16 protein-coding genes are annotated in these 17,301 nt (G+C 47.4%); 1 reads left to right on the top strand and 15 read right to left on the bottom strand.

The annotated features are described in order from the left end of the window. Window positions 1-163 precede the first annotated feature (163 nt). Entirely contained in the window at window positions 164-2,008 is a 1,845-nt protein-coding gene (gene ilvD / locus ACR6Z4_RS00865) for a dihydroxy-acid dehydratase (RefSeq protein ID WP_479715313.1), read from the top strand. Between the two features lie 38 nt (window positions 2,009-2,046). Here the strand turns inward: ilvD and ACR6Z4_RS00860 are convergent, their stop codons facing one another. The 15 genes from ACR6Z4_RS00860 to ACR6Z4_RS00790 all read right to left on the bottom strand — a co-directional run bounded on the left by ACR6Z4_RS00860 (window position 2,047) and on the right by ACR6Z4_RS00790 (window position 17,295). Continuing rightward, window positions 2,047-2,430 carry a nuclear transport factor 2 family protein gene (locus ACR6Z4_RS00860; protein WP_479715312.1) on the bottom strand — a complete coding sequence of 128 codons (384 nt, stop codon included), beginning with the start codon at window positions 2,428-2,430 and terminating at the stop codon, window positions 2,047-2,049. Window positions 2,431-2,434: 4 nt separating this feature from the next. After that, window positions 2,435-2,920 (bottom strand): VOC family protein, encoded by a 486-nt coding sequence (locus ACR6Z4_RS00855; protein WP_479715311.1) that lies wholly within the window; start codon window positions 2,918-2,920, stop codon window positions 2,435-2,437. Between the two features lie 285 nt (window positions 2,921-3,205). Further along, on the bottom strand, window positions 3,206-4,462 hold the full coding sequence (locus ACR6Z4_RS00850; RefSeq protein WP_479715310.1) for a type II toxin-antitoxin system HipA family toxin: 1,257 nt from the start codon (window positions 4,460-4,462) through the stop codon (window positions 3,206-3,208). Then, entirely contained in the window at window positions 4,459-6,093 is a 1,635-nt protein-coding gene (locus tag ACR6Z4_RS00845) for a GmrSD restriction endonuclease domain-containing protein (RefSeq protein ID WP_479715309.1), read from the bottom strand. Before ACR6Z4_RS00845 ends, ACR6Z4_RS00850 begins: the two co-directional genes overlap by 4 nt. 193 nt (window positions 6,094-6,286) lie before the next feature. Then, window positions 6,287-6,619 (bottom strand): hypothetical protein, encoded by a 333-nt coding sequence (locus tag ACR6Z4_RS00840; protein WP_479715308.1) that lies wholly within the window; start codon window positions 6,617-6,619, stop codon window positions 6,287-6,289. 74 nt (window positions 6,620-6,693) lie between these two features. Next, the gene (locus ACR6Z4_RS00835) at window positions 6,694-7,503 is read right to left on the bottom strand and encodes an SDR family NAD(P)-dependent oxidoreductase (protein ID WP_479715439.1); all 810 of its coding nucleotides are present in this window, start codon (window positions 7,501-7,503) and stop codon (window positions 6,694-6,696) included. An 18-nt stretch (window positions 7,504-7,521) separates the two neighbouring features. Then, complete coding sequence (locus ACR6Z4_RS00830) at window positions 7,522-8,073, bottom strand: AAA family ATPase (RefSeq protein ID WP_479715307.1); 552 nt, start codon at window positions 8,071-8,073, stop codon at window positions 7,522-7,524. A gap of 27 nt (window positions 8,074-8,100) precedes the next feature. Continuing rightward, window positions 8,101-8,559, bottom strand: a complete 459-nt coding sequence (locus tag ACR6Z4_RS00825; protein WP_479715306.1) for a YybH family protein — start codon at window positions 8,557-8,559, stop codon at window positions 8,101-8,103. A 21-nt stretch (window positions 8,560-8,580) separates the two neighbouring features. Next, on the bottom strand, window positions 8,581-9,294 hold the full coding sequence (locus ACR6Z4_RS00820) for a lysostaphin resistance A-like protein (protein WP_479715305.1): 714 nt from the start codon (window positions 9,292-9,294) through the stop codon (window positions 8,581-8,583). An 84-nt stretch (window positions 9,295-9,378) separates the two neighbouring features. Then, window positions 9,379-9,873 (bottom strand): hypothetical protein, encoded by a 495-nt coding sequence (locus ACR6Z4_RS00815; RefSeq protein WP_479715304.1) that lies wholly within the window; start codon window positions 9,871-9,873, stop codon window positions 9,379-9,381. A 215-nt stretch (window positions 9,874-10,088) separates the two neighbouring features. Continuing rightward, on the bottom strand, window positions 10,089-11,621 hold the full coding sequence (locus tag ACR6Z4_RS00810; RefSeq protein ID WP_479715303.1) for a hypothetical protein: 1,533 nt from the start codon (window positions 11,619-11,621) through the stop codon (window positions 10,089-10,091). 610 nt (window positions 11,622-12,231) lie between these two features. Then, window positions 12,232-12,609, bottom strand: coding sequence for a DUF1636 family protein (locus ACR6Z4_RS00805; protein WP_479715302.1), 378 nt, complete (start codon window positions 12,607-12,609; stop codon window positions 12,232-12,234). Then, window positions 12,606-13,601 (bottom strand): iron-siderophore ABC transporter substrate-binding protein, encoded by a 996-nt coding sequence (locus ACR6Z4_RS00800; RefSeq protein WP_479715301.1) that lies wholly within the window; start codon window positions 13,599-13,601, stop codon window positions 12,606-12,608. The genes ACR6Z4_RS00805 and ACR6Z4_RS00800 overlap by 4 nt, the downstream gene beginning before the upstream one ends. 8 nt (window positions 13,602-13,609) lie before the next feature. After that, window positions 13,610-16,198, bottom strand: coding sequence for a TonB-dependent siderophore receptor (locus tag ACR6Z4_RS00795; RefSeq protein WP_479715300.1), 2,589 nt, complete (start codon window positions 16,196-16,198; stop codon window positions 13,610-13,612). A 101-nt stretch (window positions 16,199-16,299) separates the two neighbouring features. Continuing rightward, window positions 16,300-17,295 carry a helix-turn-helix transcriptional regulator gene (locus ACR6Z4_RS00790; RefSeq protein WP_479715299.1) on the bottom strand — a complete coding sequence of 332 codons (996 nt, stop codon included), beginning with the start codon at window positions 17,293-17,295 and terminating at the stop codon, window positions 16,300-16,302. Window positions 17,296-17,301: the final 6 nt, after the last annotated feature.

The following is a 17,301-nucleotide window of genomic DNA, read 5'->3' as shown; positions in this document are numbered from 1 at the left end:
GGACGGGGTGCAGGGGTGAAACCCCTGCGTGGCGGCACCGCTCCCATCCCCCCTTGATGTAGTAACTAGATTGCGTAGAGCCATATAATATGCTCAGTCACAATTGTTCTATTTTTACGGCACAATCTTTTATTTGAGAGCCATTAGACAGTCAGGAAACGCCATGCCAACCTATCGATCTAAAACTTCTACCCATGGACGCAACATGGCTGGTGCCCGTGCGCTGTGGCGCGCCACCGGAATGCAAACTGAGGATTTTGAGAAGCCAATTATTGCGATCGCCAACTCCTTCACCCAATTCGTCCCCGGTCATGTTCATTTGAAGGATCTGGGGCAATTGGTGTGTCGTGAGATCGAAGCGGCGGGTGGGGTAGCCAAAGAATTCAACACCATCGCGGTCGATGATGGGATTGCCATGGGTCACGATGGGATGCTCTACAGTTTGCCTTCCCGTGAGATTATTGCAGACTCGGTGGAGTATATGGTCAATGCTCACTGTGCCGATGCCCTGGTTTGCATTTCCAACTGTGACAAAATCACTCCCGGAATGTTGATGGCTGCGCTGCGTCTTAACATTCCTGCTGTCTTCGTGTCTGGTGGACCGATGGAAGCAGGCAAGACGAAGCTGGCGGAACACAAGCTGGATTTGGTGGATGCCATGGTAGTCGCGGCTAACAGCAATGTCAGCGACGAAATTGTTGAGGAGTATGAGCGCTCCGCCTGTCCGACCTGTGGTTCCTGCTCCGGCATGTTTACCGCCAACTCAATGAACTGCCTCACGGAGGCGATCGGTCTTTCCTTACCGGGAAATGGCACTGTCCTGGCAACCCATTTCGATCGCAAAGATCTATTCCTCAATGCGGCACGCACCATTGTTGACATCACGCGTCGCTACTACGAGCAGGACGATGAGTCGGTACTGCCCCGCTCCATCGCCAGCTTCAAAGCGTTCGAAAATGCCATGGCCCTAGACATTGCCATGGGCGGTTCAACCAACACCATTCTTCACGTGCTGGCAGCGGTTCATGAGGCCGGTGTTGATTTCACCCTGGCAGATATCGATCGCCTATCGCGTAAAATTCCCCAGCTTTGTAAGGTGGCACCGAACACGCCCCAATACCACGTTGAGGATGTCCACCGGGCAGGTGGAATTCCGGCAATTCTGGGCGAGTTGGATCGAGCAGGTCTGCTCCACACGGATGTACCCACGGTTCACAGTAAGACAATGAAAGAGGCGCTGGATACCTGGGATGTCGTGCGTACCAGCGACGAAGCAGTTCATACCTTTTTTAAGGCTGGCCCTGCGGGTATCCCGACTCAGCAAGCCTTCAGCCAATCGACCCGTTGGCCCTCCCTCGACCTGGATCGGGAACATGGATGTATCCGTAACCTTGAACATGCCTTCAGTACCCAGGGCGGCTTGGCTGTACTCTACGGCAACCTGGCTGAACGTGGCTGTATTGTCAAAACGGCAGGGGTAGACGAGAGCATCCATGTCTTTGAAGGGCAGGCGCGGATCTACGAAAGCCAGGATGCTGCGGTGAAAGGCATTCTTAACGATGAAGTGCAACCGGGTGATGTAGTCATTATTCGCTATGAAGGTCCACGGGGCGGACCGGGTATGCAGGAAATGCTCTACCCTACCAGCTATCTCAAATCGAAGGGGTTGGGTAAGGTCTGTGCCTTGTTGACCGATGGTCGCTTTTCGGGGGGAACGTCGGGTCTCTCGATTGGTCATGCCTCCCCCGAAGCCGCAGCAGGCGGTAACATTGCCCTGGTGTACGATGGCGATCGCATTCACATCAACATCCCCAACCGCACCATCGATGTGGATGTGTCAGCGGAAGAATTAACCAACCGTCGTCTGGTGATGGAGGCGAAGGGCAAAGATGCCTGGAAGCCTGCCCAACCCCGACAGCGGCGTGTAACAGCCGCGCTTAAGGCTTACGCACTGCTCGCGACAAGCGCGGATCAAGGTGCGGTACGAAACCTGGAAATGCTTGAGTAGGCGGATTCGGCACCGCTGAGTGGGACTAAAAATAGGGGTTAGGCACCAAGGTCAGACGATGGCAGGGGACAGACTTCCATCGCTTGAATCAAGCCATGCTCAATAGTGAAACGGTGACCCACATATTCATCGGCAAGCACGACTCCGGCTAGATCGCGCACGACCTGATGCACCTCGACCAAGACCTGCCCAGCATCCTCTGGGTGAAAAGCAACTGGCTCGACGTGTGGATTAATCTCGCTCCACTGCTCCGTCCAATAGGCGCGAACGGCTTCAGGTCCACAGGCAAAACCGCCCTTAAATGCTTTTGGCCAATGCACGTCAGGAGCCATAAGGGCGACGGCAGCATCAATATCACGCGCATTAAAGGCTACGTACGCGGCGCGTAGCCGTTCAATTTCTGTTGCAGGTTGATCTGGCATATGCTTAACCACGCTGAGCCGCTTCGATCGCCGCGATGTCGATCTTTTTCATCTGCATCATGGCATCGAACGCACGCTTGGCGGCAGCAGCATCGGAATTGGCGATCGCGTTCGTCAGGGCGATCGGTGTAATCTGCCAGGACAATCCCCATTTGTCTTTACACCAGCCACAGGCACTCTCCTGTCCACCGTTGCCAACGATCGCGTTCCAGTAGCGATCGGTTTCAGCCTGGTCAACGGTTGCGACCTGAAATGAAAACGCTTCGGTGTGCTTGAACGCAGATCCGCCGTTGAGTCCGAGGCAGGGAATTCCCATCACGGTAAATTCGACAGTCAACACGTCCCCTTGCTTCCCCGACGGAAAATCTCCTGGTGCATGGTGTACGGCATCAACAGACGAATCGGGAAAGGTGTCGGCGTAAAACCGCGCTGCGTCCTCGGCGGTGCCATCATACCAGAGGCAAATCGTGTTCTTTGCTGGCTTTTCCATGTCACTTCTCCATCAAGATGAGCCACCCTAAACCGGAGTCAACAATACGCTCGCAGTCGAAGAATATTGGCTCAGACGACATTTCCGCCCATTCTAGCGCGGCTTCATTGTGCCTCACAAAGACGGGATAACGATCTCAATCCTCCCGTAGATACCCTCAGACGCTCAACAAATAACTTCTCGGTGATCGGTATGCATGAGGTTAAAGGGGTTACATTAGTTCGTAAAAATATTAGGTGCCAATTGCATCAGAATTCTACATACAAATAACATTACTTCCACTCTTCATGTAGGCCATTTCATTTCAGGCATAAACGGGCGCAATAGCGGCACTCGTCCCCAGAAATCCTGAAGGCGTTGCGAATGAGGTAGAGGAAGTAAAGCCGATGCTTGTGAGTTATTCCATGCATCTACTAGTTGAGTCAACGTTTCTTGAACCGTTTTAATTGTCTTGGTGGGACTAGCACTAGCACGCTCAGCAAGTAACTCAAATCGTCTCAACTCTAAAGCAAACCAATTTTTCGTACCTGCCAGCTTAAGGGCAAGCTCAGAGCTTAACTCTGGCCATGCAACCGTACACACCTGATCGTACATTGGTGCAAGACTTGGATATTGGCTATCCAAATACAACAGTGACCAGTTTTTTAGATGAGCATCTGCATTTCCAGAGGCAATGATAAACGTAAGCCGACGAATAAATTCATAGTATGCATCATCGCCAAGAAGTTGTTTGACCAATCCACCACACTGTTCATACTTTATGTGGTCATACTTAAGTTCTGGTCGCAGGTTAGTAACCTGGGCAAAGTCTTCTTGATGAATGCGGCGTCCTCCTTGCCTGTCGTACCGACGAATCACAAAAACACGATCCCCAAAGTCAGTGTGCTTCCTGAGAGAATCGCTAACTGTTTTGGCATCTTGTAAGTGACACTCAGGCACATCAAAGCCAGCAGACATTGCCCACTGCATAATGGCATATTCGTTCTCGACAGTAAACGGAAAGCGTGCTGAACCTAATTTGACAATCCATTCACCATCTTGATTACTTGCAGGCAGTGTTATTCTGTCTGGATCACGTAAAACAGAGAATTTCATTTGGACACCAGCTAACGAAAATCGAAGCCCAGGTTCCTTATGTTTCAGACCATTCGCATGATCCTCCATGTACGCAGAGGCTTCTAAGCTACCTTGAACTGGTAAATCATCTCCATCTACACGAACAACTTCTACTGCACCAGGTAAGTCACGCCCAACAGCTTCTAATAAAGCTAGATCATCACCTGGGCTGACTCCTAAATTACTTTCGATAAGATCCCGTAATGCACCATGTTCCGGAATTAAATTAGCAAAAAATGAGGGAAGAAAGCTATTCCTTCCATAATAAGTTCGGGAAAGATCATCTTCAAAAGATTGGCTTAGTACCGGTCGATTAGGAATTCTTAAATAAGAGTCTGTAAAACGAAATGCAATCTGACCATTTGTAGTTTGAGACAAGTAGCCAACTATCTTTCCATTAAGACCCACTCCGAGGGTGATTGTCACTCCTCTTCTCCTGTTTGTTGCAAAATAAAACTAATACTTGGTCGATCACTCATGCCCCAAGCAGCCAAGCGCGAACTAAAAGAATCAACTGTATCTTTAAGGAGATTTCCGCGACATGATAAAAACTCATCAAATTCTCCATTGATAAGAGAAGTCGCAGCATTTTTATCAATGCAATGTGATCTAAGTATTTTTGAATCTGATCCCTCCCTACTAATTAATTCAACAAGCTCTCTCCCGACTCCTCTAGAAATAGGAGGTAGGAGAATCCGATTTGCTGAACCCTGAGTTGCTTCAGTACCGATTGGGATAATTTTTTGAAAGGCGTTGAGATCATATTTCTCAACTAGGTCAGCGATATCAATTAATTTCCCATCTTCAGGATTAAGTGGGTGAAGTGAGCTTAAAGCTACGAGAACAATACGACTGTCGGCTGCACGAGCATCAAATTTTTTTGGCAACGTGAACTTTTCTCCTCTTGTACGAGGGATTTCGCCTAACAGTTTTTGCATAGTCTGTTCCGGCTCATTACCATTGATAGCGTCTAGGCTATGGCGAAGTAAGGTTCTCTCATCAACTGACTTTATTCCTAATAGAGTTCGCCATGTCCATCGAACAAGTAGGTTTATTGTTCTACTATTAGGTTCTGGATAGAGACCGAAAAACTTCGTGAGGACCAAGAGCGGAAGTGAGCGTGGTAGTAGTCTAAGGTGAGGAATTTCTGCGTGTGTTTTGAGAAAAATTAGTACTTGCCTCAGTGCAGGTAAAGCATCATTGACTGCATTACGCAGTATTTCAGAATCTCGACGATAATGCTCTGAGATGCTTCGGGTAGCGTCTAGCCCTTTAAAGGCAATAATGGCAGAAAGCAGTTGCTTTTCTGAAGGTCGTCCAACGCCAAGGTTCTTCAATTCATCTGCTAAACCACTAAGAGTAGATGGCTCATCCGACTTTCGTCCAAAAAGTGCATCATGAATGTCCTCCCATTCCATTCTCTTGCCTGAATCGTTGATTCGGTAAAAGATATTTCGAAGAAGCTTTTCGTCTCCTGTTTCAACAACGTAAAGTGGAATCTCATACTGACGAATCCGTGCTCCGGCCTCGAAAACAAACTTTCGAAGTTCTGGATCTTTAGCGTGCTTCCAATTAAAAATCCACTCGCTTAGGGTCGAGGCATCTAATAACTGTGTAACAGGCACCCATGTTGATGGAAAAACACCACTTCTGGGTGGGACATGAAATATTTGCTCTTTAGCATCAAAGTAGAGAACCCAAGAATCATCAGGAGTCACTGGCATTTCTTCATCACGTGCCAACCCAGCAGTAAGAGCGGTCAACCGTTGCTGTCCATCGACAACCCATAATGCTGAATTTGACTCTGGTGCATCAACTTTAACAGAACCATATTCTATGACAGAAGCGGGAGCATACGCTCTTCTCATCAAAAAAGAGCCGACAGGATATCCCTGATAGATACTGTCAAAAAACAATTTCACATCTTCTGATTCCCACCGGAGCGGACGCTGAAAATCAGGAACTCGTATTAAGCCACGCTTAACTTGACGAATTAATTCCTCAACTGTAAGAGTCTCTGCTTGGAGGTGAAGCCGATTTTTTGCTGATACGGTCATAGTTTCCCAGAAAGATCCTCAATCAGATCTGCTGTCGAGGTTCGTTTGTACTCCAATGTATTTAGACATTGTATAAGTTGTAGCTCAACAGAGGGTAGCTTTTGCATTCTGAGAAGAAAGAGCAGAACTTCGTGTTGCTCTAAGTTCGACCTCAACATCAAACAGGTTATCCAGTCAGGCGAGATTGCGTGATTCACGCTGAATGGCAAGTGTTTATGTGCAGCAAATGGGAGTGTAGGCGATCGCCCTCACTATCCTCCAGAAAACAGAGGGAGGCGATCGCTCGGTCATTCAATAAAAGAAAGGAAAGCTGTCTTGTATCGGCAACGACCAGAATATTGTTTTTGATATAAACCAGTCCCCCTGCGTGCCCGTAATCTTCCGGCAAATCAAACTGACCCGTGTACTCGCCCGTTTTGGCATCTACTTTGAAAACACGACAAGATCCGTGATCCATGTCTGGGTCTGTGCTTTTATAGCCAGAGATCAGGACAAACCTTGCTGCTACCGTGAGTCCTTGTGGCACACATCCATCATCAATACCCCGTGCGTATCAATCTCCTTGTAGTCAATGTTCGTACATGAAGTATCAATCAACGATTAGCGGGCAGTGGAGCCGCCGTCCATCAGGTGAAAACTACCAGTAACAAAGGATGCACGCTCCGACAAGAGGAAGCTGACCATCTCAGCGACTTCCTCCGTTCGGGCAAGGCGACCTAATGGGTGAAAGGCAGCGATTTGCGATCGCGCTGATTCCGGCAATTCGCGCATCTTAGGGGTGTCAACATAACCTGGACCAATGGCGTTTACCCGAATGCCCTGACTGGCATACTCCAGGGCTACCGCCTTTGTCAATCCGACAATGCCGTGCTTTGCAGCGACGTAGGGCGCAATACCCGCAACCCCGACCACACCAGCCGCTGATGACATGTTGACGATCGCCCCGCCGCCACTCCGGATCATGGCTGGAATTTCATATTTCAGTCCGAAGAAGATACCGCTAAGATTAGTCGCAATGACGCGATGCCACCATTCGATCTCATAGTCAGCGGTATTGATCTCATGCGGTCCGGTGAAACCAGCATTATTGACTGCCAGGTGCAATCCACCAAAGCGCTCAACCGTTTCAGCCACCATCGCCTCAACCGCGCGGTGATCGGATACATCTGTTTTAATCACGTGTGTTCGCTTGCTGGATGAATCCAACCGTTGAGCGACGTCCTGCGCTTGATCAGTATCAATGTCTACAAGGATAACCTTTGCCCCGTTTTCGTACAGCTTGATAGCAATGGCTTCTCCCAGTCCCGTTGCTGCTCCGGTAACGACAGCAACTTTTTCGGCAAACTCAGAAACTGAATTCACTGCGTTACTTGAATCCGCTGCTCGCTTGTTTTCGGTTGCTTTCGTCATCATTTTCTCCATTTCAAATCAATTCTGCTGAAGATGTTTGAGGACATGATCAATCGTTTGGGCAACAGTGAGATTGGACGTATCCAACCAGTAGCCCAGCCGAGGTGTTTCAGTGCGGAGGATATGATCAAATGCATAAACCATTGCTTCATTGGCATATCCAGTTTTCGATCGGGCTGCATCCCGTGCCGCAACAACCTCCACTCTGGGGCACAAAACGATGACGGACAATGGCATATCCTGGAAACTGGCAATGACCTCAGACAGGGCGGAGCCAATAACAATGTCTTGATAAACAACGGTGAAACCCGCTTGGAGATACTGTCGTGCTACCATTGCTGCCAATTGATACCGCAGTTGAAGTTGCTGATATGCCTCGACTGACAAATTTAATGTCATTTCTGCCTGTCCATTCACAATCATGCGACGAAAAACATCGCCACGCAGATGCACACTTTTAGGCAACCGTTCGGCAAGGGCTTGGGCAACGCTTGATTTTCCAGCAGCCATATTCCCAGTAATCAAAATGATTTGTGGTAGATAGTCTAGAGATTGTTGATTGATGTCCATAACGGTCGCTGTTGTCGGGTTTTACATTTAACCGCTTGGTTGGAGATCAACTGCCGCTTTGTTACTGCCATCCATGTAAAAAGGCACAGATTGATGTTGATGTGTGATTCTCCACTCCCCCTCAATTTTGCACAAACCAAGCGTCTCGCGTACCCAGATATCCGTTTCATTGCCGCCAATTCTCGTGCCGCTAATCCGGTTCAAACTGTGGCAAAAGGCAACCTCATCACCTGCTGTAATGCGTAAGTCACGAATTTCGTAGCCGATCGAGCCTTGAAAGGTATCAAACCACTGCTTTAACCCATTCTCACCGGGAGGTTCATTTCCTTTGAATTGAAGGGGAGGTGCGAGAACAAACATCACGGTTTCTGTTGCAAAGTGAACCATTACGCCATCAATATCTTTATTGCGGAGTGCGTCTGTTAACTGATCTCTCAATATGCGAATTTGAGTTTCACCCATTGCTTGATTATCTTTAGTTGTCATGGAATCCTCCAATAGTTCCCTTTAGCCTGTGAAGATGAGAACGAGTACAGTCGAAATAGTGTTCGCCAGCGTGTGAGTCAGAGCTGCGCTCTCCCAACCTTTACGATGGGCAACGATGCCAACCACCATACCAAAGCCCGTCAGGAGTAATAATCGCCCTAATGATGCATCTACGATCGCATGTTTGAGTGAAAACAGAATGGCTGTCAGCAACAGACCAGAAACTAAACCCAGTTGCCCAATCAAACGAGGTTGAATCAGCCCACGCCATAACCATTCTTCAACCAGGGGTACGAAAATTCCATTCACCAGCAACAGACTGACAACAATCAAGACTGGAGCAAGCTGAGGAAATAGCAACGGTCCCAAATAGGGGCTTTGCCAACCCGGAAGTTGCACCTTCCCCCAGAGCCATTGATCAACCGGAGTAAGGAGGCTGATAGAAATTAGAATGGCGATCGCACCCACCCAGGGCAGCCCTGTTTTTACCCGTGCCAAAACCGTGCGAATGGCTTGACCGACAGACTGAAGATTACGCTGTGTTCCGGGTACAGAGAACCATACGAGTGGAACATAACACAGGATGAATGCCAGCATATCGTTGACGGGTTCTGCGGCTAGAATAGGAAGCCAGCGAACAACAAAACGTCGCGCTATATATTCCGCCAGAATAATCAGCGTAACCCAGCCGATCGCTGCGATCCATGAATTCTGTGAGATGGATTTTCTTACCATAATCCTCGATACTTGAAGCTGCTGGATGATGCGATCGCGTTGATGTCGAATTCACTCAGTGTAGGAATTATTAGCACGATCGGCTCATAGATGATTTACAGCTTTCTGTTTGGGTGTTTCAACTAGCACAGAAAGCATCAGCAAACTTAGCCCCAAAAGTTTAATCAAAGCATTAATAGCATGGGCATACTCCCATTGATTTCGATAGCGCGTCCAATTTGCCGGAATTGGATTGGTGAGCCACTGGGCAAATTCAGCATTCATGGGTGCTACAAACAAGATCCAACTTATGAGGGCTAATGCCAAAAGTAATGCTCCACCCAACGTCCAATAGAAAACCGATCGACGTTTGCGAACTAAAAAAGCCAGCACAATTGCCGCTAGAACTGCACTGATCTCAAACACGGCACCAACTGAGCCAAACAAGCGGTACACGTTGCCAAAAACGGTTACATCTACCCAAAGCTGCTGATCAAACTTCATGCGTTGTGGCATCTCTAGTAAATTCGCCATTGATGTGCTGAGAGTCAGCGAGGTCAGCATTAGGGTGATAAATCGCCAAGTTTGTATAAATGTCATGGTCTTCAACGTCCTGTAGGTTGTGCCACATCAGGAGTGACGCGATCGCGAGAACAATGGGTCGGAGTCTCAATCAGTACAGAAATCAGCAGCGCACTGAACCCGTACAAAGACTCCGACAGTAGATCTTGTTAGTGCTTCAACCGCATGGAGTTTGACTGATCGTATCCAGGTTCAACCGCAAGATCTCTCCTTGTCCAGCGATAAAACCCTCTTTATGACATCGGCTTACGGAACCCAATGTTGTCATCAATCACGGTTGTGGGTCCGATCGGTAGCTTTTCTGGATCTGGTAAGTTGAGGGTTATGAACTCGATCTTGTCGTTCCACACCTTTCTGAAAAAATCTTTGAACACCTCGACCGTGAGCAACTCGCCAGGACAGCGACGATATCCAAACCCAAACGGCGCGTAGCCCGCATCGTCACACACGGGAGATGCCTTGTCATCGCCAACGTGGTAAACCGTACCAAATGCACTATTGGTAATCTCAGCGTTTCGACCGTCTTTCACCTCAAAAGTTGCTTTGTGGAAGGGGCATTGGGCAAATCCGATCTCTTGAGATTTGGCTTCATCAATTTGGTCGCTTGTCGGCGCATGGTTATAGCGATCGGGATTGAATTGAGTGGGGTCCTGCCAGTGTTGTGGGGCTTCGCTGGTCGCCTTGTGGGGGGTAATCACATAACCATATCGATCGTAGGGAGGGGTTCTGACTTCTTCGACCGCAGAGATGCTGCCAGTGTTGGGCGAAATTGTGCGGAATAGCTCCATCACAAACCGATCGAGGGGGGAAAACGGTGAATCATTTGCCCGATCATAATCACTGGTCATCGTCTTTTCAAACCAGGTCTGGACATTAGCATCCCCTGTGTCTTTGTTCAGTTTAAGCATGAAGTTGTAGAGGGTATTGCCCCACTGACTTAAGGCAACAAAATTATGGAAGCACTCAAAAACAACATCTTTGCGCCGAAAATCCTCTTTCTCTTCACCATTCTTGATCCAGTAATAGACAAATGTTTTCTCTGGATTTGCAACTTTCCCTCTGATGACATCTTCAACTCGTTCGTCAATCCAGTCTTTCAAAAATTTGCGGAGCGATCGCACCTTCATATAATTCTGATAAACAATTTCCTGGGTTGGATCGCGGTAGGCTAAAACTGTGTTGAAACTTAGCCCGATCTCCCGTACTTCTGACGGAATATCATCGGGTTTAACATCCAGGTGTAGATCCCAGAACAGATCAAAATACTTGTCCAGATACTGACGCATCAGGGGTTTGCCTGCATTCTTAGCATCAAATAGCTGGGCAAAAAATTGAGTCACCTTGTCCCCATACATTGGGCGATATAAATCAGGGGTAAGGGCCGAAGCGTAAATCCGTTTTCTGCGATTATCATCACCCCGTTTTTCGTAACCTTGAATAAAGACTGAAAGCCCATCTTCTTCCTGATTGGGTTCCCAATCGTCATATAGCAAGCCCCAAAAGTAATAGGGTAGAGCATTTTCCTTTGTGAAGGGGAGGTCAATCATGGGCAAGGATAGCCGCTCTCCCTGGTAGGGACTGGTGAGGAAAGCAGGTACGATCGCATTCTTGATGTAGTCAAAATCAAACGTTAGCGGAAGTAAGTCGCGCAGACGACTGAGAGCCACTGCTCTTCTCTCCGGCAGTCTTGAGTTGATATCTTCCTTAATGTCGTCAGCAAGATTCGCGAAAAATTTAGACAAATCAGGAATAGGGAAAAAAGACACAGGTTGACCTCATACTTAATACGGACATTCACATCAATACTTCAGGTACTTAACCTTTCCACGCTAGTCATCCTTTAGATGATTCTCTACTATCACTTGGGGTAGGTTGTCTCATCTTTAGGAATAGATTTTGCAATCATCTCAGGTGATGAATATATGGCGATCGCTGTAGTGACGAGGGCAGGCGATCGAATCCTAATGCAGAACTAATGCGATGAATCCGTATTAAGGATCGTGGATCAAATAAAACCTAATTCTATTTGAGAGAGCGACGGCTCCGCCGTCGCTTTCTCAAATAGAATTCTAGTACACCAACTTAAAAGTTTTAGAGGGGGTGGAGGGGGTTTTACCCCCTCTTGGGGCGCAGCCCCCAAACCCCCATGTTGCAAAATTTCGTGTTTGCAACACTAGGTTAATCCAACAAAGCAAACAGCAGCGGTGACTAATTTTATGTTGTGTGTCGCGCTCCGCGCGGCACACAACATAAAATCTGTGGCTTAATCAATTGAAAATGGCTGTAAGATAGCGTGCCAGAAGCGTTGTGTATGGCTTAAGAGGAATTTGCATGAGGCAACACCATTAGCTCAAGGGCAACATGCAGATAAAGGACTTAAACAGATGATTTCATAACGGGTGGAATTCTTACCAGGAGGCGCGATCGCAACTCTCCCGGCATTTTAAGAGGATTTAAATATCCATCCTTGCTGTTGATATAGAGTTGACTAAATTGCTGGAGTTCAGTAACGCTATTGGTGTTGTTTAGATCAACAAAGTGATAGGTGTATTTTCCAAGACAGGTGACGGTGGCGGAACAGGGGCGATTGCACGTCCACAAACATCCAACGGGTTGAACATTCAACTCAGTCGAATTGACGCGCTGTAATTGTTGAAGTAATAGTTTGCCTTCTGTCAGGGTGTCATCAGTAACATCCTCGTGAGCAATTTTTGCACTACAGGTTGTGCAAATCAGCAGCGTTGGTTTTGTCATAGTTGGGGTGTCTCAATCAGATATTTGAACAAATCATCTAAAACAGCATTCGCTGCCAATAAACCGCTCCCAATCCAATAACTTGGAACCAGGTAAACGCGGTTAGTTTTAACAACGTTGAGTGTTTTCCAGAGCGGATCGTTTTGTAATTCCTCTATTTTTTTCTGGGCTTCTTGATTGTTTTTAGCATCATTTTCTGCTGTCCAAATAAACAAGATATCCCCATCAATTTCATTCAAAGATTCACGGCTTAACGTCATTTGAATAGGGTTATTGGCAATGCGTTGAGCCTCATCTGCGCCGACATCTTGACCCGGAGGGCGAGATAATCCTGCATCTTGTAAAACAGTACCGGGAAAGGAATCGCGCAAGTAAGGATTAATGCTGTTGGGATAAATTCTAACGACAGAGACAACCGGACGGCGATCGCCCATTCTGGCTTTAAATTCCTCCAATCGTTTGTTGTAATCAGTCATCACTCGCTGGGCTGCATCTTCCTGATTCAGGACTTGAGCGATCGCTTGAAAGCTTTCTTTCCATTGCCCACTATGCTCGAACTTAAATAGCACAGTAGGGGCAATTTGAGAGGTTTGGGCATAGATATTCTGATGAAAGTCTAACCCCAAAATCAGATCAGGCTTAAGGGTCAGAATACGTTCTAGCGCAGGCGATCCGGCTTGCCCAATGTCTTCAACCCCATGCAGTTGACTGGTCACATGGGATGGAAGGTTCGGAAGTACAGTTGCAACGGGTTTAACACCTAAGGCGATCGCATGTTCAAAAGACACTGAATCCATCGTCACCAAACGTTGGTAAGAATGAGGAACACAGGTTGTACCCGCCATATGCGTCATGGAGCGGCAAGCGGCTGAACTCGATCCCTCACTTCCTCCTTCAGTCCCTAAGGAGAAATGCCCCTGACAGGCAACCATGAATGCAGCTATCAGGAATGCCCAAAACGTGATTCCCCAACGCTTCCATCTGTGTATCATACTGATCCTTAAAACTCAACTGAAACAGTGGCTGAAATCGTAAATGGAGCGCCTGGACTGACTCCTAAAAACTCATCGGATGATAAGAAATACTCAATATCAAACAGGTTTTCAATGTTCAATTGCGCTCGCCAATTGTCGCGTTCATAAAACAAAGCGGCATCCGTTCGGAAGAAGCCAGGCAAGGTAAAGCTATTATCCAAATTGCCGGGGCGATCGCCGAGATAGAAAAGCCCTAAGCCAAACCCTAACCCTGCTAAATCACCTTGCTGAATTTCATAGGTTGTCCACAGGCTAAATTGATGGTCGGGGACATTGGCAAGTTGATTGCCTACCACGTCGGTATTGTCTTCGCTCACATAGGCATCCAGAAGGGTATACGCAGTGGTGATATCCCAACCGGGTAAAATCTCACCCCCCAGGGTGAGTTCGATGCCGCGACTCGTTACTTCTCCAGTCTGTACCGAAAACTCAGGATCGTCAGGATCAGGCGTCGAAACATTTTGCCTGCGAATATCAAACGCTGCTAACGTCAGACTGAGTTGCTCTGATAAATCAGCTTTTAGACCAATTTCAAACTGTCGTCCTGTTTCGGGTTCAAACGTTGAGTCATCGGGATTGCGGCTAGCAGCAAATGAAGGATTGAATGAGGTGGTGTAGGAGGCATAGAGCGACAGTGGTTCAATGGGTTGATAGACAATGCCAAATCGGGGGCTAAATTCACTATCGGTTTGTTCAAACTCATTCCTCGACTCACCAAGCGATCGCGTGGTGCGGAATTGATCGGCAGAATCATAACGAATTCCAGCTAATGCAATCAGGTTGGGCAAGAGTTCAATTTGATCTTGAAGATACACACTGATAGTGTCTATGGTGTCGTCTCGAAAGAACTCTGGCTCAACGTCATAAGGCTCATCCGTATAGTCTGGATTAAAGATATTGATGGGCGTATAGAGGTCGCTGAATTGAAACTCTGGCTCTTCGTCGTCGTGGCGATATTCAATCCCAAATAACACTTGATGTTGAATCGAGCCTGTATTAAATTCAGCGATCGCCTCTGCATTGGTAAAAAACCGTCGGTAAGTTCCACCAGCAAAATAGGCTAGTCGAGAAAGCTCTCCAGTGGCAGCATTCATAGAATCAAACAAGGGAGCATATCGCTCTGGCTCATACTGTAAGTATTGCAGCGCATGGCGAATCGAGAAATTTTCACTAAACTCGTGAGTCAGCCTGTAGCCCAAGCGGAATTGATCTTGCTCAAACTCGCCAAAGTCTTCGTTAAGAAAGCGATCGCGTGGTATATCTGCAATCTCTCCATTAATGACTGGAATACCTTCGTCAATGGTTTCGCGATCATGAATGTATTGACCGTAGAAGTCAATTGATGTGTTTTCGCTAATATCCCAGGTCAAAATTGGAGAAATCATCACTCTCTCTCCATTTACAAAATTGCGGAAGCTGCCATAGTTTTCGTAGGACAGATTCAACCGATAACGAACCGTTCTACCCTCGTTGAGGGGTCCAGATAAATCCAGATCTCCTCGATAGGTATCAAAGCTACCGATGGTCAACGATGCAGAGTAAGACGGGTCAAACAGGGGACGTTCAGAAACCAGATTGATAATTCCTCCTGGCTCTCCCTGTCCAAACAATACAGAAGCGGGCCCCCGAAGTATCTCCACGCGTTCCAGATCATTCGTGCTAAGCGGCGCAAGAGAGATTGTAGGAATTCCATCTCGAAAAACGCCTTCATTGACTGGAAATCCTCGAATCAGAAAACCAGGACCAAACACACTGGTTCCTCGTCCACCCGTGGAGACGACACTGGCGGCTGTCTCAAGGGCATCGCCTAATTCAACAACATCTCGGTCTTCCAGTACTTGCTGTGGAATGACTTGAATCGACAGTGGAATGTCTCGCAGAGGCGTATCTGTACCTGTTGCGGTACTGGAATCTGACGGATTATAGCTATCCTCTCGCTCACCCGTCGCTATCACTTGAATCGCATCTTCCCCAGTGCCATCCGCAACGGCTCCCCCCGGAACAACACTCAGCAGTAACCCTTGCGCGTCTGTTGTCACCTCGGCGGTGGGAGGCGCATCTACCCCTGTAATCACTACCCGCACCCGATCATCCGGTAGAGCTGCAACACTGACCAACGCAATACCCTCAATCGGATTAGCAGACTGAAATTCGTCTCCATCCGGTAGTGTCAACGTTGCATGATTGATGGTGGCAATAAACGCATTTCCCACAACGGATGTTGCCGCAGGCTGAGAGAGTTCTGCCATCGTTTGTAGCTGTATTTGCAGTCCTTCTGCTGTTGAATTTAACTGCACTCCGGTAATTTGCACTGATGCAGTCGTGGATTGAGCCAGCCATTCCTCAACTGTTGTTGCCGGACGATCCAGTTCATCTAAGCGAGGAATATCTGTTGTTTCAACTAATTCTTCTTGAGTTTCTACTTCTGGATGCGCCGATCGCCTGCTATCTCCATCAGAAGTATCGACTGCTGCTACTACAGGAGAAGCCATGAAAAATAACACGAATGCCGAAAATGCCGATCGCTGAATTTGACTCAATACTATATTACCCACCGCTGTTAATGCTCATTTAATAGAAATTACTCTCAAGAAGATACCGAGAAAATGGGAACTATAGGCGATCGCACTGACTACTCCAGGGAATTTTTTGAACGTTAAGCGGAATTTCTATAGCTGGATAAGTATTCTCTGGGCGTAACCCCAAACTTTTTACGAAACGCGGCAGCAAAATAACTACGATTTGCAAACCCGATCGCTTGAGCAATTTCAGACACATTTAATCGGCGTTCTTCAAGTAATTGTCGAGCTTGGTCTAATCGATAGTCATGCAACAAGCCAAACGCAGTAGTGCCAAACACCTGGCGGAATCCACGTTTTAGCGTACAGTCGTTTAATCCAACTTGTCGCGCTAATTCGATCAGTGAGGGTGGGTTGTCTAACTGGTCTAATAAAATTTTTCTTGCTTGATGAATGCGATCGATATCATCAGGTTTTAACCAATACGCTTGATGAGTTGTTTTTTGATTCTCTTTTAGCGTTAACTCCTGTTCCACCAATAGCGTCATTAATTCCCACACTTTACTTTCTAAATACAGTTGCTTAGTGATGCTCCGAAACGGACACTGAAGTATTTGCTGGAGTGCTGTTTGCATCGCGATTGTCGTGGTTCCAGAGCGAACATAATACGTGTGTGGCGATGATTGCACTAAATGCTGCAACTCTTGAGGAATCGAGCCTGTAGTTTGATCGAGCCAGGTGGTGAATTGCTCTGGGTCGATATGAACATTGACTTCGAGCTGTTCTATATCAGACCATTCACAGGTTTCGACGGGGGCTAACCCACTACCAAAGAGGGAATATTGCCCTGTACGATTAGAACGCTGTTGATGGTGAAATCCACCTGCAAGATGAAAGCTATATTCCAAGGGATGATCTCTTTCTGGAAGGTGCAATGTTACGGCATTGTGTAATTGATAGTGAGCGATCGCCAATTCCACCCCATGCCGCAATCGAATCTCACGCCAATAGCCCTGACCTAGCTGTTCAGGATATTTCCAGGTGATATCAAATTCGTCAGCATGGGAGACTGATTGTTCCTCAGTTTCCTGAAACAGTTCCCAATAGTTGTGTTGAGAGAGGGTAATGGTCATTGCTCT

The sequence above is a fragment of the Calyptranema fuscum S582 genome (assembly GCF_055793305.1).
The sequence above is the reverse complement of the archived record's forward strand: the minus strand, read 5'-3'. Positions and strand labels throughout refer to the sequence as shown.